Raw genomic sequence first — 19,532 nt, 5'->3', positions numbered from 1 at the left:
GCGCCTGCACCCGGAGGGAACATAAAGCAATGGCAGTGCCAGCAAAGGGGCCGGCTGAAGCCGAGGGCCCGTGTTCCACCCCATCGGAGAGCGCCGCCTCGCAGGTGCATCCCGTGGATGAAAAGCTCCACCCGTCGCGGCTCGTCCCCGCCGCACTCCAGCACATCGCCGCCATGTACGCCGGCGTCGTCACCCCGCCGCTCATCATCGGCCAGGCCGTCGGCCTCGACACCGCGGGCCAGACCCGGCTGATCGCCGCCTCGCTGCTCATCGCGGGCGTGGCCACCCTGCTCCAGACGCTCGGCGTCAAGGGCTTCGTCGGCAACCGGCTGCCCTTCGTCAACGCCGCGTCCTCCGCGGGCATCGCGCCGATGCTCGCCATCGCCGAGAACAACGCCAAAGGCGATCAACTCCCCGCGATCTACGGGGCGGTCATGGTCGCCGGTGTCTTCTGCCTGGCCATCGGCCCGTTCTTCGGCCGGCTGCTGAGGTTCTTCCCGCCGCTCGTCACCGGCGTCGTCATCACCCTCATCGGTGTGACGCTCATGCCGGTGCCCGTCGGCTGGGCCCAGGGCGGCGACAAGACCGCCGCCGACTACGGCGACATGCGCTACCTCGCCCTCGCCGCGTTCACGCTCGTCGTCATCCTGCTGATCCAGCGCTTCGGCAAGGGCTTCGTCAAGCAAGTCGCCCTGCTCGCGGGCCTGTTGATCGGCACGCTCGCCGCGATCCCGTTCGGCATGGCGGACTTCAGCGCCATCGGGTCGGCTCCCGTGGCCGCGCTCCCCACGCCGTTCGCCTTCGGCGCGCCCGAGTTCCAGCCCGCCGCGATCATCTCGCTCTGCCTCGTCATGCTCGTCCTGATGACCGAGTCCAGCGCCGGCATGCTCGCCATCGGCGAGATCTGCGAGCGCGACTGCGACGGGAGGACCATCACCCGCGGACTGCGCACCGACGGCATCGCCACCTTCGTCGGACCGATCTTCGGCGGCTTCCCTACCTCCGCCTTCGCCCAGAACGTCGGCGTGGTGTCCCTGACGAAGGTACGCAGCCGCTACGTCGTCGCCGTCGCGGGCGGCACCCTGCTGATTCTCGGCATCTTCCCGATGCTCGGCGCGGTCGTCTCGCTGGTCCCCATGCCGGTCCTGGGCGGCGCGGGCATCGTGCTGTTCGGCTCGATCGCCGTCAGCGGGATCCGTACGCTCTCCGAGGCGGGCCTCGACGACAGCTCCAACATCATCCTGGTGGCTGTCTCGCTCGGTGCGGGCATCATCCCGCTCGCCGCGCCCACCTTCTACGCCGACTTCCCGGCCTGGGCGCAGACCGTGCTCGGCTCGGGCATCAGCGCAGGCGCGCTCGTCGCCGTCTCGCTGAACCTTTTCTTCCACCATCTCGGCACCCGTGGCGGCGCGCGCGCAGCCACGGCACTCAAATCTTCCTAGGGTCCTGCCGTGCCCACACGTCACACCGACTGAAGGAAGCACCATGGCTCCTGCCACGGCAAACCGCATCGTCATCGAGAACGTCGCCATCGCGACGGTCGACGCGCACGACACCGAGTACGCCTCGGGCCACATCGTCGTGGCGGACAACAGGATCGAGTCCATCGGCGCGGGCAGCGCGCCCGAGGGCCTCGAAAACGTCGTCCGCCGGATCGACGGCACCGGCCACCTGGCCACACCCGGCCTCGTCAACACGCACCACCACTTCTACCAGTGGATCACCCGTGGCCTGGCGACGGACCACAACCTGTTCAACTGGCTGGTGGCGCTGTACCCGACGTGGGCGCGCATCGACGAGCAGATGACGTACGCGGCGGCGCAGGGCTCCCTCGCGATGATGGCCCGCGGCGGTGTCACCACCGCCATGGACCACCACTACGTGTTCCCGCAGGGCTCGGGCGACCTCTCCGGATCGATCATCCGGGCCGCCTCCGAGATGGGCGTGCGCTTCACCCTGGCGCGCGGCTCCATGGACCGCAGCGAGAAGGACGGCGGACTGCCGCCCGACTTCGCCGTCGAGACCCTCGACGGCGCGCTCGCCGCGACCGAGGAGACGGTGAACAAGCACCACGACGCCTCCTTCGACGCGATGACGCAGGTCGCGGTCGCCCCCTGTTCGCCCTTCTCCGTCTCCACGGAACTCCTCAAGCAGGGCGCCGAGTTGGCGCGCCGCCTCGGGGTCCGGCTGCACACCCACGGCAGCGAGACCGTGGAGGAGGAGAAGTTCTGCCACGAGCTGTTCGGCATGGGCCCGACCGACTACTTCGAGTCGACGGGCTGGCTCGGCGAGGACGTGTGGATGGCGCACAGCGTCCACATGAACGACTCCGACATCGCCGCGTTCGGGCGTACGAAGACGGGTGTCGCGCACTGCCCGTCCTCCAACGCCCGGCTCGCGGCGGGCATCGCCCGCGTCCCCGACATGCTCGCGGCCGGCGTACCGGTCGGCCTCGGCGTCGACGGCACCGCCTCCAACGAGTCGGGCGAACTCCACACCGAACTGCGCAACGCCCTCCTGATCAACCGCCTCGGCGCGCACCGCGAGGCGGCCCTGAACGCCCGTCAGGCGCTGCGCCTGGGGACGTACGGAGGCGCTCAAGTGCTCGGCCGGGCCACCCAGATCGGGTCGCTCGAAGCCGGCAAGCTGGCCGACCTGGTGCTGTGGAAGATGGACACCCTCGCCCACGCATCGATCGCCGATCCGGTGACCGCGCTCGTCTTCGGCGCGGCCGCACCGGTCACCCTCTCCCTCGTGAACGGCAAGCCGGTGGTCGAGGACAGCCGCCTGCTGCACGTCGACGAGGACGCCATCGCCCGCTCCACGCGGACGGAGGCGCAGCGCCTCGCGCGGATCACCGCCGAGAGCTGACCTTTTGAGACTCCGGTCAGGGGGGACGGCCCCTGGCCGGGGACTCGAGCTGCCGAGCGGGCTGCTCGAGTGCCGCCCCCGGGATGTGGCCCAAAGCCTCACGTCCCCGGGGCGGCCAGTAATACCTGGGCGCACAACAACCGAACAGAGCCGCACCACCAGCATCACCTTGCACCTTGCACCACCTCCCAGAAGCGAAAAGCGCCGGCGGCCTGCCGGGGCTGGAAAACAACCGGAGGAGCCGCAGTGGCGACGAAGCCCGGGTTCACCAAGCAAGGCACCACCCCCGACGAGGCCGAAGAGGCGCGGGCGGGGCATACCAAACATCCGGTAGACGAGAAGCTGCCGCCGCTGAAGATGGCGACGACGGGTCTTCAGCACGTCGCCGCGATGTACGCGGGCGTGGTCGCGCCCCCGCTCATCGTCGGCGCCGCGATCGGGCTCAGCCCGAAGGACCTGACGTTCCTGACGGGCGCCTGCCTGTTCACGGCGGGCCTCGCGACCTTCCTCCAGACGCTCGGCATCTGGAAGATCGGCGCCCGGCTGCCGTTCGTGAACGGCGTGACCTTCGCGGGCGTCGCCCCGATGCTCGCCGTCGTCGGCTCCACGAAGGACAAGGACGACGCGCTGCCGATCATCTTCGGCGCGGTGATCGTCGCGGGTGTGCTCGGCTTCATAGCCGCGCCGTTCTTCTCCAAACTGGTCCGGTTCTTCCCACCGGTCGTCACCGGCACGGTCATCACGCTCATCGGTGTCTCGCTGATGCCGGTCGCCTTCGGCTGGGCCCAGGGGCCCGACGCGAAGGCGGCGGACTACGGTTCGATGAAGAACCTCGCGCTCGCCGGCATCACGCTCGTGATCGTGCTGGTCATCCGCCGCTTCACGAGCGGCTTCGTCAAGCAGATCGCGGTGCTGCTCGGTCTGGTGATCGGCACGGTGGTCGCGATCCCGTTCGGCGCCACGGACTTCTCGCCGGTCGGCGAGGCGGACCTCATCGGCTTCCCGACCCCGTTCCACTTCGGCGCCCCGCAGTTCGCGGGCGCGGCCATCGTCTCGCTGTGCGTCGTCATGGTCGTCTCGATGACCGAGTCGACCGCCGACATGCTCGCCCTCGGTGAGATCGTCGACCGCCCGGCCGACGAGAAGACCATCGCGGCGGGACTGCGCGCCGACACCCTCGGCACCGCCATCAGCCCGCTGTTCAACGGCTTCATGTGCAGCGCGTTCGCGCAGAACATCGGTCTCGTCGCGATGACGAAGATCCGCAGCCGGTTCGTGGTCGCGGCGGGCGGCGGTTTCCTCGTCCTGATGGGCCTGTGCCCGGTGGCGGCCTCGCTGATCGCGGTCGTGCCGCGCCCGGTGCTCGGCGGCGCCGGTGTCGTGCTGTTCGGCTCGGTCGCGGCCAGCGGTATCCAGACCCTGGTCAAGGCCAACCTGGACAAGGACAACAACGTCCTCATCGTCGCCGTCTCGCTCGCGGTCGGCCTCATCCCGATCGCGGTGCCGGAGTTCTACCACGCGTTCCCGGAGAACGCGAAGATCATCCTGGACTCGGGCATCTCGACGGGCTGCGTCGCGGCGGTCGTACTGAACCTCCTCTTCAACCACATCGGCAAGGGGCGCGACGCCGACGACGTCACGCATCCGATGGAGGGGGGCAGCGACATCGCGGGACCGCGCACCAAGCCCGCGGCGGCCGAAACCGCCGGAACCGCCGGGGCCGCGCACTGACGGAGGGTGGGGTGGCGCGAGGCGCGTGGCGCCACCCCAAGCCGCGTCAACGTCCGCACACGCGCGCCGACTTCACGTACCCGCCCAGATTCTCGTCGTCCGTGCCGAGCAGCGCCGCGCCCTTCGCGTCCGCGCCCGGCAGGCACTCCACCGCCTCGATCTTGCGCCCGTCGAACCTTTCCGGCGAGGTCCGCGGCTTCGCGATCCGCAGCGTCGCCCTGCTGCCCGACGCGTTCAGCGACACCTGCCCCGCCTCGCTCACCGCCGAGGCGAACGGCCCGTCGTCCCCGGCGTCCGAGGCCGAACTCACCATGATCCGGCCCGATGTGGTGATCGAGATGTCGGAGACGTGGCGCACGTCCCCCTTCGGGTAGGACGCCCGGAACTCCGCCTCGCGTACGGCCCCGAACTCCGCCTCCCCGTACTCGTCGACGGCGAACGGCGCCGCGAACACCGCCGCCGGACGGTCCGCGCCGGCCCCTCGCTCCGCCCACACCGCGACGGTCTTCCCCTGCGCCGACGTGCCGAGTGCGAAGCCCTCGAAGTTCGCGTCCTCGGGTATCGCGGGCAGCGGCCCCACGTCGAGCACCCGTACGGTGTCGCCCGCCAGTTGCAGCCGGTACACGAGGCCCCTGCTGGCCAGCGCCACGAACTCGCCGGGCGAGCCGGGCACCGCCTCGATCGCCTCCAGGTCCTTGGGCTCCGGGCCCTCCCACGCGACCGGGGTGACCTTCGTGTCCTTCGGCGCGGACGGGTGGAAGGACACACGGCTGACCCGCCGCTCGCCGGGCTTCTTGTTGTCGTGGACGATCAGGGCCTGCGCCGAGCCGTCGGCCGCGGCCCCGCCGGTGAGCGCGAGCCCGCTGACCCCCGACTTCGCGTCGTCGCCCACCTGCTGCCAGCCGTCGGCCGGTTCGCCCGCACTGGCCGGCGCGGCAAGGGCCAGCGTGACGAACGCGGCGGAGAGCAGGGACTTGTGGCGCAACTGCATGGGCGGATGCCTCTCGCGTGGGGGAGCGTGCGGGTGTGCCGTGCACGAGGTTGACGCGCGTAGAAAGTGGGGTCGTATCGGACCGTAGCGATCTTCTCGGGAGGTGGCAAGGGTGTCTCGACGACTGCCCCGCACGGAGCGCTCGCGGTGTACTGCTGCCTCAACCCGGTGCGGGTGCCGACCCGTCAGGCCGGCACCCGCACCGCGTCGCTCACAGGCCGAAGACCGCCGGGGACGCGGCCAGTTCCTTGAAGATCTTGCCCGGCTCCTTCACCAGCTTGCGCTCGGTGAGGTCCATGATGCCGCTCACCGCGGACACCTCGGCCGCCACCGTGCCGTCCGCCTTGGTGATCGTCTGGTGGACGCGGAACACCTTGCCGTCGCCGAACTCGAAGGCGCAGCTCACGTCGACGACATCGCCTGCGCGCAACTCCCGCCGATAGCGGATGTTCGTCTCCAGGACGACGGGGCCCACCCCGTGACCGAGCAGCGCGCCCTCGTCGAGGCCGCCGTGGCGCAGGAACGACCAGCGCGCGTGCTCCGCGTACTGCAGATAGACGGCCTGGTTGAGGTGTCCATTGACGTCGATCTCGTACCCGCGGACCTCGACCGGTACGGAAAACTGCTCTGTCACGACGTTCCTCTCGACAGTGGGCGTTGCGCGGGGCGTTGTGTCGATCATGCCAACCCGCGGGCCGGGTACGGCATCGCGTGCACTGTTACGTGCGTCTCGGTGACGCCAGCAGGTAACGGGCCCCGCCGCGCGGCTCCGCGTGCTCGCTGACCTGCCAGCCCGCCGCGCCCAGCGCCGCCGCGCACTCCGCGAGCCCCGCCCGCTCCGGATGCCGTACGGCGACGGCCTCCGGCTGCGGGGTGTCGCGCACCCGGTAGCCGGGCGTGTCCTCTCCGGCGGGCGCGCAGCCGGCCGCCTCCAGGGCGAGCGCGGCCGACTGCGCGAGCCGCCCCCGCTCCCAGGCGCAGGGCCGGTCCGTCGCCCCGTCGGGGCTGGTCATCCGGCGTATCTCCAGCAGGCCCTGCCAGGCCGTCCGCACCTCGCGCGCCCGCGCGGGCCCCGATCCGGCCGACTCCTCCCCACCGAGCCGCGCCGCGAACAGGCCACTGGGCGCGGCCGGTTCGGGCTCGGCGGCCGGCGGCTCGGCACCGGCCTCGCGCAGCCGGTGCCCCGCGGGCGTCAGGAAGTGGTCGTGCGGAGGACGCGGGTGCCGGAACGCCAGCTTCAGCACGACGAGCCGCGCGAGCTGGGCAGGGCTGCCCGAGATCCGGCCGGTCTCCGGATCGGCGGCCTCGATGATGCGGCGCTGTGTGGCAGTCGGCGGTCTGGTCATGGCGTGCCTCCCGTCTCGTGCCTCCCGTCCTTTGACGATGGTGCACGACGGGACTGACAACGGGCCGGGGGAGCAGGCCCCGCGGCTCAGGGGCGCAGGTTCCAGCCGGAGATCACCGGTCTGCCGTGCTCGAAGGTGAGACGGCTGACCGTGCCCGTCGCCAGCAGGAAGTGCGAGCCGCCCGATGCGGGCAGGCCCAGGCGCCGCGCGGTCAGGACGCGCAGGAAGTGGCTGTGCGAGACGAGGACGACGCTGCCCTCGTTGTTGGAGAGCGCCGCGTCCACCTTGGAGAGCATCCGGTCGGCCCGCTCACCCACCTGCTCCGGTGTCTCGCCGGGATGCTCGGGCGGCCCAGGAGGCACCCCGTCGTCGAACAGGTACCAGTCGGGCCGGGTGCGCTGGATCTCCCGCGTGGTGATCCCCTCGTACGCTCCGTAGTCCCATTCGTGCAGGTCGGAGTCGACGGTGTAGCGCTTGAGGCCGGCGAGCTCGGCCGTCTCGCGGGTGCGCTGGAGCGGGCTCACGAACACCGCTCCCACGTGGTAGCTGTTCACGAGCGGCGCGACCCGGCGCGCCTCCTCACGGCCGTTCTCGGTCAGCGGGATGTCGGTCAGGCCGGTGTGCTGTCCGGTCAGGGCCCATTCGGTCTCGCCGTGCCGGACGAGAAGCAGATCACCCAAGGTTCGCGCCTGTTCGCTTGAAGGTGGACAGATACGGGGTTGTGCATGGATACCCGCTCATTGTCGCCGGGCGGGGCGCGGGGCGCTGGAGGCGGGCCACGGATCAAGGATTGTCAGACCCGGCCCGTAAGGTCGTAGGGGTCGTCGGGCCTGAGTCCGCCGAGTCGAGAGAGCGGTCCTGAGCCGGCCGAGTCGAGAGAGAGGGAGGTGGCGCGAGGGTGCTGGAGCTTTCGGGTGTCCCGCTGGGCGCTGCCGCCGTCTTTCTGCCCGATCCGCTGCCGCGTGCGGGGCGGATCGCCTTCTGGTGCCCGGACGGGGCGGAGGGACCGGACGGGCCGCGTCTTCCGGGGGCCGACACGCAGCTCACCGTCGTGCGCCCGCACGGCTCGGCCGTGCGCAGCCACAAGGTGCCCGCGCTCGTGCTCCCGGTCCTCGACGCCCTACCGCCGCTCCTGCGGGCCCGCCGCACCCGGGGCGCCCACCCCGCGGCCGCCGCCTGGGGAGCGGCCGCTGCGCACGCCCTGCACCTGGTGGCGCGGGGCCGCCTCCTTCCGGGGCTCACCGCGTCCGACCACGACGCGTGGCGCGCGGGCCCGCTCGACGAGGACGACGTGGCGCAGCTGCGGGCCATCGCCGCCGCACTGCCGCCCGAGGGGTACGCGACGCCGGTGCCGGGGAGCAAGCCGCTGCGGGTGCCGCAGCCCGAGGCGCTGGTGCGGGCGCTGCTCGACGCGGTGGCCGACGCCCTGCCCCGCACCCCGGCCGCGGCGCACGCGGCGGGCGCCCCGTTCGCCGCCGCGGCGGCCCAGCACATTCCGCGGGCCCGGCCCTGGGCGGTCGAGGCGGCGGCCGGGCTCGACGCGGGCGTGAAGGTGTCGCTGCGGCTCGACCTGTCGCAGTACGCCCTGTTCGACAGGGACGAGGAGCCGGAGCCGGGGGCGCAGGCGGAGTCCTCCGAAGGCTCGGGCGCGCGCCGCGCGGGCGCCGCCGTCGTCCAGGTGCACAGCCTCGCCGATCCCACGCGCGTGGTCGACGCCGCCGGACTGTGGGCGGGAGAGGCCGGGGACCACTTCGGCCCGCGCACCCGGATCGACGCGGTCCTCGCGGTGCGCAGGGCCGCACTCGCCTGGCCGCCGCTCGGCCGCCTCCTGGAGCAGGACGTGCCGGACGTCCTCGCGCTGTCCGAGAGCGAGCTGACGGATCTGCTCGGGCCCGGCGCGGCGCGCCTCGCCAAGGCCGGGGTCACGCTGCACTGGCCGCGCGACATCGCCCGCTCGCTCACCGCGACGGCCGTGGTGCGCGCGCAGGCCGCGCCCGGCTCGGCCACCGACGGCACGGCGTTCTTCGACAGCGAGGAACTGCTGAAGTTCAACTGGCAGGTGGCGCTCGACGGGGACCCGCTGACAGAGCGCGAGATGGATCTGCTCGCCGAGTCGCACCGCGCGGTGGTGCGCCTGCGCGACCAGTGGGTGGTCGTCGACCCCGATCTCGTACGCAAGGCGCGCAAGCGGGAGTTGGGCCTGCTGCAGCCCGTCGACGCGCTGGCGGTCGCGCTCACCGGCGAGGCCGAGGTCGACGGGGAGCGGGTCGCGGCCGTGCCCACGGGCCGCCTCGCCGAGCTGCGCGACCGGCTCACGCGCGGCATCGACACCGTGGAGCCGCCCGAGGGACTGCACGCGACGCTGCGCGACTACCAACTGCGGGGCCTCGCCTGGCTCGACCTCATGACCTCGCTCGGTCTCGGCGGCTGCCTCGCCGACGACATGGGCCTCGGCAAGACCGTCACGCTCATCGCGCTGCACCTGCGCCGCGCCCGCTCCGCGCCCACGCTCGTCGTCTGCCCGGCGTCGCTGCTCGGCAACTGGCAGCGGGAGATCGAGCGGTTCGCCCCCGGCGTCCCGGTGCGCCGCTTCCACGGCGTGGACCGCGCCCTGGCCGGCGTCGAGGGCGGCTTCGTCCTCACCACGTACGGCACCCTGCGCACCCGCGCCGGCGAACTCGCGGGACACACCTGGGGCATGGTCGTGGCCGACGAGGCGCAGCACGTGAAGAACCCCAACTCGGCGACGGCGAAGGCGCTGCGCACGATCGAGGCCCCCGCGCGCGTGGCGCTCACCGGCACACCCGTGGAGAACGACCTGTCCGAGCTGTGGGCGCTGCTCGACTGGACGACGCCCGGACTGCTGGGCCCCCTCAAGGCGTTCCGCGCCCGGCACGCGCGCGTGGTCGAGGGCGAGGTCCCCCTGCAGGGACACGGCGGGACGAACCCGGAGGCGATCGAGCGGCTCGCCCGCCTGATCCGCCCGTTCATCCTGCGCCGCAGGAAGTCCGACCCCGGCATCGTGCCCGAACTGCCCCCGAAGACCGAGTCCGACCACCCCGCGCCGCTCACCCGCGAGCAGATGTCGCTCTACGAGGCCGTGGTGCGCGAGTCGATGGCGCAGATCGAGGAGGCCGAGGGCATCGGCAGACGCGGCCTCATCATGAAGCTGCTCACGTCGCTGAAGCAGATCTGCAACCACCCGGCGCAGTACCTCAAGGAGGGACAGGGCGACGGCTCCCGCCCGCGCCTGGCGGGCCGCTCCGGCAAACTCGCCCTGCTGGACGAGCTGTTGGACACGATCGTCGCCGAATTCAATGAGGGAGCGGAGCGACTTCCTTCGAAGGGCGGTGGTGGGAGAGGGGAGGGCGGCTCGGTGCTCGTCTTCACCCAGTACGTGGCGATGGCCAAGCTGCTCTCCACGCATCTGACCACCCGCGGCATCCCCAGCCAGCTCCTGCACGGCGGCAGCACGATCGTCGAGCGCGAGCGCATGGTCGACCGCTTCCAGTCCGGCGAAGTGCCCGTCTTCCTGCTCTCCCTGAAGGCGGCCGGCACCGGACTCAACCTCACGCGCGCGGGACACGTGATCCACTTCGACCGCTGGTGGAACCCGGCCGTCGAGGAGCAGGCCACCGACCGTGCCTACCGCATCGGGCAGACCCAGCCCGTGCAGGTCCACCGGCTCATCACGGAGGGCACGGTGGAGGACCGGATCGCCGAACTGCTCGCGACGAAGCGGGCGTTGGCGGACGCAGTGCTCGGCACGGGCGAGGCGGCGCTCACCGAGCTGACCGACCGGGAGCTCACGGACCTCGTGACGCTGCGCAGGGAGGCGACGCGATGAGTCCGACGCGAAAGCCCCACAGGACACACCGGCCGCACGTGCCGGGCCGCGCGGACGCCGACGAGCAGGCGCGGGCCCGGCACCTGGACACCCGCCGGACGTTCCCGCCGCTGCCGCCGCGCGCCGAGCCGGGCGGCGGCTTCGCCCTGACATGGTGGGGGAACGCCTGGGTCGAGGCACTCGAGGACACCGCCCTCGACCAGGGCCGCCTCACGCGCGGACGTGCCTACGCGGACCGCGGCCACGTCGACGCGATCACGGTCACCCCTGGCCGCGTCGTCGCCTACGTACACGGCTCGCGCTCCCGCCCCTACCGGGCCGAACTGCGGCTGCGCACGCTGACGGACGACGCCTGGGACCGTTTCCTGGAGACGGCGGCGTCCCGTCCCGAGCACATGGCGTCGCTCCTCGACAAGGACGTGCCGCACGCGCTCGCGGCCGTCGTGGACCTGCTGCCCGTGGCGGACGACCTCGTGCCCGAGTGCACCTGTCCGGACCGCGGCGAGCCCTGCAAGCACGCGGCGGCGCTCTGCTACCAGACGGCGCGGCTCGTCGACGAGGACCCGTTCGTCCTCTTCCTGCTGCGCGGCCGCGGCGAGCAGGAGCTGCTGCGCGATCTCACCCGGCGGGGGGCGGTGTACGCGGCGGCGGAGCAGTCCGAGGCGAAAGGCCCGGAGCCGGCCTCCGTCCCGGCCCGGGAGGCGTTCGCGGCAGCGGATCAACTGCCCGCGCCGCCGCCGGAGTTCCCGGCCCCGGTCCACCCGGAGCGCCCGCCCTCCTACCCCCAGGCGCCGGACGCCCCCGACCCCCTCGCGCTCGACCTCCTCGCCACGGAGGCGGGCGTCCGCGCCCACGCGCTGCTCACCACGGGCACGGACCCGATCGCCGTGCTGTCCCCGTGGCAGGACGCGGTCCGGCTGGCCGCCGCCCACCCCGGCTCGGGGCTCACGGCGGCGACCCGCGCGCTGTACGCCTCGCTGTCGCGCGGCACCGGGCGCACCCCCACGGACCTCGCGCGCGCCGTCGCGGCCTGGCGGCAGGGCGGCCTCGAAGGGCTCTCGGTCCTCGAAGAGGAGTGGGACCCGCCGGCGGGCCCCTTCGACCGCGCCCGCCCCGCCCTGCTCGCCACCGGCCACCCGGAGTTCCGCCCCCGGCGCAACAGCCTGTCGACGGCCTCCGTCCAACTCCGCCTCGGCCGCGACGGCCTGTGGTACGGGTACGAGTCGGAGCCCGGCGGCGAGGACTGGTGGCCCAGAGGCGAGCCGGGCCCGGACCCGGTGGCGACGCTCGACGCTCTGCTCGGCCCGTAGGCGCACTCCCACGGAGGCGACGTTCGGAACCGGCGGCGGTCAGGCGGTGGACGCGGCGGCTTCCTCCTGGGAGCGCAGCATCTGCGCCATGGCCTCCAGGCTCTGCGCCGCGGACGTGCCGCCACCGCACGTCAACGAGGCGATGAGATTGCCGAGCAGGCCGTCCCGGTCCGCGACGATCCTGACCTGGCCGACTTCGACGACGAGGCCCAGCAGATCAAGCCGCAGTCCCTGCGGAATGTCGAGCACGACACAGTCCGGAGCAGGTGTTGTCATTCTGACGCTCCCTGTTGAAGAGGCTGAGGTGCCCCTCCCGGTACCCCCTGCGGGGCGGCTCGTACCCGCTCGCGGCGCCGCGTCCGATGCCGCTTCGTCGGGCGCGCCGCCCGCCCGGGCGCGTCGGCGGTCCGGCCGGGCCGGGGTCTTCGCTGTTCGGAGCGGGAGGGCCCGTGGACCCGAACATGGCGGGCGGGCCGCACTACGCAGCCGCGGGGAGTCCGAAGAGGCCACCGGCGAAAGGCTGTTCGGCCTACGCTCCCACCCATCGGGCTGCGTAGCCCGTCTCCGCGAGACGTCGCACCGTGCCTGGCGAGCCGGACCGACGCGGGATCACATGCGGCGGGAGATCACTGCCGGTACCCGCTCAGGAAGCGACCGATCCGGCTGATCGCGGCATCGAGGTCGTCGGCGTAGGGGAGCGTGAGGATCCGGAAGTGGTCCGGGGTCGGCCAGTTGAAGCCGGTGCCCTGGACGACCTGGATCTTCTCGCGGAGCAGCAGGTCGAGGACGAACTTCTCGTCGTCGACGATGTTGTGCACCTTCGGGTCGATGCGCGGGAAGGCGTAGAGGGCGCCCTTGGGCTTGACGCAGCTGACGCCGGGGATCTCGTTCAGCTTCTCCCACGCCTTGTCGCGCTGTTCGAGGAGCCGGCCGCCGGGCGCGGTGAGTTCGCGGATCGACTGACGGCCGCCGAGCGCGGCCTGGATGGCGTACTGGGCGGGCGCGTTCGGGCACAGCCGCATGGAGGCCAGCATCGTCAGGCCCTCCAGATAGCTCTTCGCGTGCTGCTGCGGTCCCGTGACCACCATCCAGCCGGAGCGGAACCCGGCCACGCGGTAGGTCTTCGACAGGCCGGAGAAGGTGAGGACGACGAGGTCGGGGGCGAGGGCCGCGGCGGTGTGGTGCACCGCGTCGTCGTAGAGGATCTGGTCGTAGATCTCGTCGGCGAACACCATCAGGCCGTGCCGCCGGGCGAGGTCGAGGATGCCCTCGACGATCTCCTTCGGGTAGACGGCGCCGGTCGGGTTGTTCGGGTTGATGAGGACGACCGCCTTCGTGCGGTCGGTGATCTTCGACTCCATGTCGGCGAGGTCCGGGTACCAGTCCGACTGCTCGTCGCAGAGGTAGTGGACGGCCTTGCCGCCGGAGAGCGTGGTGACCGCCGTCCACAGCGGGAAGTCCGGGGCCGGGATGAGGACTTCGTCGCCGTCCTCCAGGAGCGCCTGGACCGCCATCGAGACCAGCTCGGAGACGCCGTTGCCGAGGAAGACGTCGTCGACGCCCACGTCCAGGCCGAGTGCCTGGTAGCGCTGGGCGACGGCGCGGCGCGCGGAGAGGATGCCGCGGGAGTCCGTGTAGCCGTGCGCCTGCGGGAGCATCCGGATCATGTCCTGGACGATCTCCTCCGGCGCCTCGAAGCCGAACAGGGCCGGGTTGCCCGTGTTCAGCCGCAGCACGCTGTGGCCCGCCTCCTCCAGCGCGTTGGCGTGCTCGATCACCGGGCCGCGGATCTCGTAACAGACCTCGCTCAGCTTGCTCGACTGCCGGAACTCCATGCGCGTGTGCCTCCCGGACGTACGGATGTCGCAGACGTACCTCGTGTTTCGTCTTGCTTGGTTTTACCAAGTGGCTGCTTGGAAAGTCCAACAAGTTGCATAGACTGCGCGCCATGCCACGCCGAAGCTACGACCAGTACTGCGCCGTCGCCCGCGCTCTCGACGTCGTCGGGGACCGCTGGACGCTCCTGATCGCGCGCGAACTCCTCGCCGGACCGCGCCGCTACACCGATCTCCACGCCGACCTGCCGGGCGTCAGCACGGACATGCTGGCCACCCGGCTCAAGGACATGGAGCGGGACGGTCTCGCCGAGCGCCGCAGGCTCGGCGCGCCCGCGTCGGTGTACGTGTATGAACTCACCGAGCGGGGCCGGGGCTTGCTGCCCGTCCTCCGGGCCCTCGGGGAGTGGGGCGCGCCGGGCCTCGCCGAGCGGCGGCCCACCGACGCGGTGCGGGCGCACTGGCTGGCGCTGCCGCTGTCCGGGCAGTTGGCTGAGCTGGGGGAGCCGGGCACGGTGGAGGTCCGGGTCGACGAGGGCGTGTTCCACGTCCGGGTGGGCGCTGAGCCGGTGTACGGGGACGGGGTCCACCCCGACGGCGAGCCGGATGTGCGGCTCACCCTGGACGCCGAGGTGTGCGCCGAGGTCGCCCGCGGCGCGGTCGGTCTGGTCGAGGCGGTGCGCGCCGGTCGCGTCATCGTGACCGGCGAGGGTGCGCTGGCGAAGACGCTGCGCGCCGGGACCTCTTGAGCGGACCTGCCTCCACCCGGAGCGTCACCTCCTGAAACCTCTCCCCATAGGCGTCCCGCGAGGAACGACGGCAATGTCCGGACCGTCCCGAGGCGCGGCGTGACAAGAGTCGCAACCGCGCCGACGGTCACAGGACACACGACTTTGTGAAGACCCCATGAACTCGGGCCGTACCGATCAGTAACCCCCCTGGTTCAGGCCAAACAGCGCTCTGATCAAGCCGTCATATGCGTGTTAGCGTCCCGGTCGATCGGGGGGCCGATGCGAGTCCTTGTGAAGAGTGAGAGGAAAACGTGGGGCACATGCACCACATGACAGGAGGCTGGATCACTCCAGTCCTGTCCTATGTGATGGCGGTCGTGGGATCCGCTCTCGGCCTGCGCTGCACCGCGCGTGCCCAGGCCGCCGGCCGGCGCTCGCGGCGCAACTGGCTGCTGACCGCGTCCGTCGCGATCGGCGCCGGGATCTGGACGATGCACTTCGTCGCGATGCTCGGCTACGCGGTCGACGGCACGGCCATCCGCTACGACATCCCCCTCACCCTGCTGAGCCTCGTCGTGGCCATCCTGGTGGTCGGCGCGGGCATGTTCATCGCCGGGTACGGAAAGTCCCGCGCCCTCTCCGTCGTCCTCGGCGGACTCGGTACGGGACTCGGCGTCGCCGCGATGCACTACATCGGCATGTCGGCCGTGCGGCTCAACGGATCGCTCGCCTACGACCCCGTGCTCGTGGTCGCCTCCGTGGTGATCGCCGTGGTCGCCGCGTCCGCCGCGCTGTGGGCCGCGCTGTCCGTGCGCGGACCCGTGGTCGCGGCCGTCGCAGCCCTCGTCATGGGGCTCGCGGTGAGCAGCATGCACTACACCGGCATGGCCGCCGTGAAGGTCAGCGTGCACGCGGGCACCGCCCCGCTGACCGGCGCCACCGCCACCGCGTTCATCCTGCCGCTGGCCGTCGTGCTCGGCTCGTTCCTCTTCCTGACCTGCGCCTTCGTCGCGCTGTCGCCGACCGCCGACGAGCGCGCGCAGAGCGAGGCCGCGGCCCGCCCGCTGCACGAGGTCGAGCTGCCCGCCACCTAGGCGCGGCCGCCCGCCCCTTGGGCGGACGCCACCCACCCCCACACCACCAGGCCCCGCCGAGGAGCTGTCCCCATGCCCGCGCGCTTCGCGCTGCCCGAACGGCTGCGCTCCAAATCGATCAGAGCCAAGGTCGTCACCCTGCTCACGGTCCCCGTCGTCTCCGTGATGGCCCTGTGGGGCCACGCCGCGGTGACCACGGCGTCCCAGATATCCGACAGGGAGCAGCTGAAAGAGGTGAACTCGGCGCTCGTCACGCCGATCTCCCGGTTCACCATCGCCGTGCAGGACGAGCGCGCGGCCGCCATGAAGTACCGGGCCGCCCACGACGCCACCAACCGGCAGGGCTTCACCGAGGCGACGGCCCGCACCGACAAGGCCGCCGACGCGCTCGGCGCGGGCCTGCGCTCCATCAGCACCGACCTCGCCGACCTCGACGCCGCGCTGCCGGACCGTATCCAGAAGCTGAAGTTCAGCGCCGACTCGATGTCCGGACCGCGCCAGAAGGCCAAGGCCCAAGGCGGCACCGGCGCCATCGACGGCTACGACACCGCCGTCCAGCGGGCCCTGTCCGTCCGCGCCGGACTCGCCGCCGCCGACAGCGACTCGGCCCGTACGCTGCTGCAACTCGCCCGCGCCCGTGAGGCGTTGAGCCGCCAGGACGCGCTGTTCGGCGCCGCGCAGACGAGCGGGTCCATGACGCCCGACCAGTACCGCGCATTCGTGGGCGACGTGGCGGTGCAGCGCAGCCTCACCGAGGCCGCGCTGCCCGACCTGAAGGGCCAGGACGCCACCGCCTTCCGTGCCGCGCTCGGCACGGCGGGCGCCGAAGACCTCGGCCGCGTACAGGACATGGTCCTCGCCGCAGGGCCCACGCGCGCCGCCGACGCGGTGCCCGAGCGGCGCTGGCAGTCGGACACCCGCGACACCCTCACCGCCCTCGACAAGGCCGAGTCGCGCTCGATCGACGCGGCCGCGGGCGCCGAACCGTACTCCCTGTCCGCCCTGGGCAGTTCCGGCATCGCCGTCGTCCTCGGCCTGCTCGGTGTGATCGTGTCGCTGCTGCTCTCCGTACGGATCGGCCGCGGACTCGTCGCCGACCTGACGGGGCTGCGCAACGCCGCGCTCGACATGGCCGCGAACCGGCTGCCCGCCTCCATGCGGCGCATCCACAACGGCGAGGACGTCGACCTCGACAAGGAGGCGCCGCTCGACGAGACCCCGCACAGCGACGAGGTCGGTCAGGTCGGCGCCGCCCTCACCACCGTGCAGCGCGCGGCGCTGCGCGCGGTCGCCGACCGGGCCGCGGTCCTCACGGGAGTCTCCGGTGTGTACGTGTCGCTCGCCCGGCGCAGCCAGGTGCTGCTGCACCGCCAGCTCGACCTCCTCGACGCGATGGAGCGCCGCACGGAGGACCCCACCGACCTCGAAGACCTCTTCCGCATCGACCACTTGACGACGCGCATGCGCCGGCACGCCGAGTCGCTGCTGATCCTCTCCGGTTCGGCGCCGGGCCGTGCCTGGCGCAATCCGGTGCCGCTGATCGACGCCGTGCGTGCGGGGCTCGCCGAGACGCCCGACTTCGACCGGGTCCAGCTCCAGGACATCCCCGAGCTGTCGCTCGCCGGTTCCGCCGTCGCCGACGTCGTCCACCTCGTCGCCGAACTCGCCGAGAACGCCTCGGCGTTCTCGCCGCCGCACACGCCCGTGGTGGTCCGCGGCGAGCCCGTCGGGGCGGGGGCCTGCCTGGAGATCGAGGACCGGGGCCTCGGCATGAGCGACGAGGCGCTCGCCGATGCCAACGCGCGCATCAACGCCGCCGACATCGACCTGCTCGACTCCCGCAAGCTCGGTCTGTTCGTGGTCAACCGGCTCGCCGAGCGGCAGCGGCTCGACGTCACCCTGCGGCGCTCGATCTACGGAGGCATCACCGCCGTCGTCTTCATCCCCCAGAACCTCCTGGAGTCCCCGCACCCCGGCCTGCGCGGGGTTCCGGCGCCGGAACCGGTCGAGCCCGCGGCGCCCCTCCCGCAGCGGACCGCCACCCCGACGGCCAAGGCCGACCGCCCCACGCCCCGGAGCTCCGCCCCGGACCCCGCGCCTCAATCGCCGGCGGGGCTTGAAGAGCCCGACCTCCCGCAGCGCGTGCGGCAGGCAAATATCAGTCCCGAGCTGCGGGACGCCGTGCCCGCGCAGGAGGACGGGGCGGGCGCCGGGGGACGGTCGCCGGAGGCCGCCCGCGCCACCATGACCTCGCTGAGCTCGGGCCGCAGGCGCGCCCGCGCCGTCCGCGAAGAAAGCGGCCCGGCCGCCCCGAACGACGGAGGACACCGATGACCCCGACGTACAACGTCACCGGCCTGGGCGGCGACGACGAACACCGCATGGGCATCGACTGGCTCCTCGACGAGCTGGCCGCCCGCGTCGCCGAGGTCCGGTACGTGGTCATGCTGTCCGGCGACGGACTGTGCGTCGGCGCCTCCACCGGCCTCGGCCGCGACGAGTCCGAACGCTTCTGCGCGATCGCCTCCGGCTTCCACTCTCTCGCCAAGGGCGCGGGCCGCCACTTCTCCGCGGGCGGCGTCGTCCAGACCATGGTCGAACTCGAGGGCGGCTTCCTGTTCGTGGTCGCCGCCGGCGAGGGCTCCTGCCTCGCCGTGTTCACCGACGGACACGCCGACATCGGCCTCGTCGCGTACGAGATGGCGCTGCTCGTGGACCGCGTGCGCGAACACCTCGGCGTACCCACCCGCTCGGACGGCGATACCGCGTGACGCCGCAACCCCCCGACCGCATGGACGCCTGGTCCGACCGGTACGACGAGGACGCGGGGCCCCTGGTCCGGCTCTACGCCATGACCTCGGGCCGCGCCAGGACCGGCAACGGGGCGGAACGCATGGACCTCATGGCCATCGTCCGCCCCACCCACACCCGCCCCCGGGGCCCGCTGCCGCCGGAACAGCGCGAACTGCTCGCCCTGTGCCTGCGCGGACCGCGCCCCGTCGCCGACCTCGCCTCCGACTCCGGCCTCCCGCTCGGCGTCGTACGCGTCCTGCTCGGCGACCTGGCGGCGAAGTCCCTCGTGACCGTCGCCGCGCCGAACTCCTCGGCCCCCGACCCCGCCACGGGCGAGTCCACCGGCTACGCCCGCCCCGACGCCCGTCTCCTCCGAGAAGTGATCAATGGCCTTCGCGCACTCTGACCCGTCCGCCCGCGCCGACTTCACGGCCCTGAAGGTGCTGATCGCGGGCGGCTTCGGGGTCGGCAAGACCACCCTCGTGGAGTCGGTCAGCGAGATCCGTCCGCTGCGCACCGAGGAGGACCTCACGGTCGCCTCGCGCGGCGTGGACCACCTCGACGGCGTCACCACGAAGACGACGACGACCGTGGCCATGGACTTCGGCCGCATCACGCTGCGCGAGAACCTCGCGCTGTACCTGTTCGGCACGCCCGGCCAGGACCGGTTCTGGTTCCTGTGGGACGAGCTGGCCACGGGCTGCCTGGGCGCGGTCGTCCTCGCGGACACCCGCCGCCTCGCCGACTGCTTCCCCGCGGTCGACTACTTCGAGAGCCGCGGCATCCCGTTCATCGTCGCGGTGAACTGCTTCGACGGCGTACGGTCGCACTCCTCGGAAGCGGTCTCCCGCGCGCTCGACCTCGGGCCCGACACCACGGTGCTGCTGTGCGACGCGCGCGACCGGGAGTCCGGCAAGGAGACGCTCATCTCGCTCCTGGAACAGGTGCTGCGCCAGGACGCGTGAGTGCCCGTATTAGCCTGA

17 protein-coding genes are annotated in these 19,532 nt (G+C 72.3%); 11 read left to right on the top strand and 6 right to left on the bottom strand.

The annotated features are described in order from the left end of the window. Nucleotides 1-29 precede the first annotated feature (29 nt). The 3 genes from ACY34M_RS11015 to ACY34M_RS11005 all read left to right on the top strand — a co-directional run bounded on the left by ACY34M_RS11015 (nucleotide 30) and on the right by ACY34M_RS11005 (nucleotide 4,602). Nucleotides 30-1,442, top strand: a complete 1,413-nt coding sequence (locus ACY34M_RS11015) for a nucleobase:cation symporter-2 family protein (RefSeq protein ID WP_462719433.1) — start codon at nucleotides 30-32, stop codon at nucleotides 1,440-1,442. A 43-nt stretch (nucleotides 1,443-1,485) separates the two neighbouring features. Continuing rightward, nucleotides 1,486-2,871 (top strand): 8-oxoguanine deaminase, encoded by a 1,386-nt coding sequence (locus ACY34M_RS11010; RefSeq protein WP_462719432.1) that lies wholly within the window; start codon nucleotides 1,486-1,488, stop codon nucleotides 2,869-2,871. 357 nt (nucleotides 2,872-3,228) lie between these two features. After that, nucleotides 3,229-4,602: a nucleobase:cation symporter-2 family protein gene (locus ACY34M_RS11005; protein WP_462719473.1), complete on the top strand. Its 1,374-nt coding sequence runs from the start codon at nucleotides 3,229-3,231 to the stop codon at nucleotides 4,600-4,602. Nucleotides 4,603-4,648: 46 nt separating this feature from the next. On the opposite strand, the gene ACY34M_RS11000 is transcribed toward ACY34M_RS11005, so the two are convergent. The 4 genes from ACY34M_RS11000 to ACY34M_RS10985 form a co-directional block, all read right to left on the bottom strand. Then, complete coding sequence (locus ACY34M_RS11000) at nucleotides 4,649-5,593, bottom strand: hypothetical protein (protein ID WP_462719431.1); 945 nt, start codon at nucleotides 5,591-5,593, stop codon at nucleotides 4,649-4,651. A 211-nt stretch (nucleotides 5,594-5,804) separates the two neighbouring features. Then, on the bottom strand, nucleotides 5,805-6,227 hold the full coding sequence (locus tag ACY34M_RS10995; RefSeq protein ID WP_462719430.1) for an acyl-CoA thioesterase: 423 nt from the start codon (nucleotides 6,225-6,227) through the stop codon (nucleotides 5,805-5,807). A gap of 85 nt (nucleotides 6,228-6,312) precedes the next feature. Continuing rightward, nucleotides 6,313-6,939 (bottom strand): hypothetical protein, encoded by a 627-nt coding sequence (locus ACY34M_RS10990; RefSeq protein WP_462719429.1) that lies wholly within the window; start codon nucleotides 6,937-6,939, stop codon nucleotides 6,313-6,315. An 86-nt stretch (nucleotides 6,940-7,025) separates the two neighbouring features. Beyond that, nucleotides 7,026-7,619, bottom strand: coding sequence for a histidine phosphatase family protein (locus tag ACY34M_RS10985; RefSeq protein WP_462719428.1), 594 nt, complete (start codon nucleotides 7,617-7,619; stop codon nucleotides 7,026-7,028). A 218-nt stretch (nucleotides 7,620-7,837) separates the two neighbouring features. Here ACY34M_RS10985 and ACY34M_RS10980 point away from each other — a divergent pair, with 218 nt between their 5' ends. Beyond that, nucleotides 7,838-10,786: a DEAD/DEAH box helicase gene (locus ACY34M_RS10980; protein WP_462719427.1), complete on the top strand. Its 2,949-nt coding sequence runs from the start codon at nucleotides 7,838-7,840 to the stop codon at nucleotides 10,784-10,786. Further along, a complete protein-coding gene (locus tag ACY34M_RS10975; RefSeq protein ID WP_462719426.1) occupies nucleotides 10,783-12,096 on the top strand; it encodes an SWIM zinc finger family protein in 1,314 nt (437 codons plus the stop codon). The genes ACY34M_RS10980 and ACY34M_RS10975 overlap by 4 nt, the downstream gene beginning before the upstream one ends. A gap of 39 nt (nucleotides 12,097-12,135) precedes the next feature. On the opposite strand, the gene ACY34M_RS10970 is transcribed toward ACY34M_RS10975, so the two are convergent. Together ACY34M_RS10970 and ACY34M_RS10965 are read right to left on the bottom strand one after the other, a co-directional pair. Continuing rightward, nucleotides 12,136-12,372, bottom strand: a complete 237-nt coding sequence (locus ACY34M_RS10970; protein WP_462719425.1) for a hypothetical protein — start codon at nucleotides 12,370-12,372, stop codon at nucleotides 12,136-12,138. 350 nt (nucleotides 12,373-12,722) lie between these two features. After that, nucleotides 12,723-13,931, bottom strand: a complete 1,209-nt coding sequence (locus tag ACY34M_RS10965) for a pyridoxal phosphate-dependent aminotransferase (RefSeq protein ID WP_462719424.1) — start codon at nucleotides 13,929-13,931, stop codon at nucleotides 12,723-12,725. A gap of 113 nt (nucleotides 13,932-14,044) precedes the next feature. On the opposite strand from ACY34M_RS10965, the gene ACY34M_RS10960 reads away from it, so the two are divergent. The 6 genes from ACY34M_RS10960 (at nucleotide 14,045) to ACY34M_RS10935 (ending at nucleotide 19,514) form a co-directional block, all read left to right on the top strand. Next, nucleotides 14,045-14,680 (top strand): winged helix-turn-helix transcriptional regulator, encoded by a 636-nt coding sequence (locus ACY34M_RS10960; RefSeq protein WP_462719423.1) that lies wholly within the window; start codon nucleotides 14,045-14,047, stop codon nucleotides 14,678-14,680. 293 nt (nucleotides 14,681-14,973) lie between these two features. Further along, nucleotides 14,974-15,756: an MHYT domain-containing protein gene (locus ACY34M_RS10955; RefSeq protein WP_462719422.1), complete on the top strand. Its 783-nt coding sequence runs from the start codon at nucleotides 14,974-14,976 to the stop codon at nucleotides 15,754-15,756. 72 nt (nucleotides 15,757-15,828) lie between these two features. Then, nucleotides 15,829-18,090, top strand: a complete 2,262-nt coding sequence (locus tag ACY34M_RS10950; protein ID WP_462719421.1) for a sensor histidine kinase — start codon at nucleotides 15,829-15,831, stop codon at nucleotides 18,088-18,090. Then, nucleotides 18,087-18,527: a roadblock/LC7 domain-containing protein gene (locus ACY34M_RS10945; protein ID WP_462719420.1), complete on the top strand. Its 441-nt coding sequence runs from the start codon at nucleotides 18,087-18,089 to the stop codon at nucleotides 18,525-18,527. The genes ACY34M_RS10950 and ACY34M_RS10945 overlap by 4 nt, the downstream gene beginning before the upstream one ends. After that, nucleotides 18,524-18,955, top strand: coding sequence for a DUF742 domain-containing protein (locus ACY34M_RS10940; RefSeq protein ID WP_462719419.1), 432 nt, complete (start codon nucleotides 18,524-18,526; stop codon nucleotides 18,953-18,955). Before ACY34M_RS10945 ends, ACY34M_RS10940 begins: the two co-directional genes overlap by 4 nt. Continuing rightward, nucleotides 18,936-19,514 (top strand): GTP-binding protein, encoded by a 579-nt coding sequence (locus tag ACY34M_RS10935; protein ID WP_462719418.1) that lies wholly within the window; start codon nucleotides 18,936-18,938, stop codon nucleotides 19,512-19,514. The genes ACY34M_RS10940 and ACY34M_RS10935 overlap by 20 nt, the downstream gene beginning before the upstream one ends. The last annotated feature ends 18 nt before the right edge of the window (nucleotides 19,515-19,532 follow it).

The organism is Streptomyces sp. EDA2-14, assembly GCF_054963755.1.
This window is presented reverse-complemented; position numbering and strand designations above follow the sequence as displayed.

Bases quoted from the DNA above. Each gene is read 5' to 3' on its own strand.
- ACY34M_RS11015 (WP_462719433.1), top strand. From the start codon at position 30: ATGGCAGTGCCAGCAAAGGGGCCGGCTGAAGCCGAGGGCCCGTGTTCC.
- ACY34M_RS11010 (WP_462719432.1), top strand. From the start codon at position 1,486: ATGGCTCCTGCCACGGCAAACCGCATCGTCATCGAGAACGTCGCCATC.
- ACY34M_RS11005 (WP_462719473.1), top strand. From the start codon at position 3,229: ATGGCGACGACGGGTCTTCAGCACGTCGCCGCGATGTACGCGGGCGTG.
- ACY34M_RS11000 (WP_462719431.1), bottom strand. From the start codon at position 5,593: ATGCAGTTGCGCCACAAGTCCCTGCTCTCCGCCGCGTTCGTCACGCTG.
- ACY34M_RS10990 (WP_462719429.1), bottom strand. From the start codon at position 6,939: ATGACCAGACCGCCGACTGCCACACAGCGCCGCATCATCGAGGCCGCC.
- ACY34M_RS10975 (WP_462719426.1), top strand. From the start codon at position 10,783: ATGAGTCCGACGCGAAAGCCCCACAGGACACACCGGCCGCACGTGCCG.
- ACY34M_RS10970 (WP_462719425.1), bottom strand. From the start codon at position 12,372: ATGACAACACCTGCTCCGGACTGTGTCGTGCTCGACATTCCGCAGGGA.
- ACY34M_RS10965 (WP_462719424.1), bottom strand. From the start codon at position 13,931: ATGGAGTTCCGGCAGTCGAGCAAGCTGAGCGAGGTCTGTTACGAGATC.
- ACY34M_RS10960 (WP_462719423.1), top strand. From the start codon at position 14,045: ATGCCACGCCGAAGCTACGACCAGTACTGCGCCGTCGCCCGCGCTCTC.
- ACY34M_RS10950 (WP_462719421.1), top strand. From the start codon at position 15,829: ATGCCCGCGCGCTTCGCGCTGCCCGAACGGCTGCGCTCCAAATCGATC.
- ACY34M_RS10945 (WP_462719420.1), top strand. From the start codon at position 18,087: ATGACCCCGACGTACAACGTCACCGGCCTGGGCGGCGACGACGAACAC.
- ACY34M_RS10935 (WP_462719418.1), top strand. From the start codon at position 18,936: ATGGCCTTCGCGCACTCTGACCCGTCCGCCCGCGCCGACTTCACGGCC.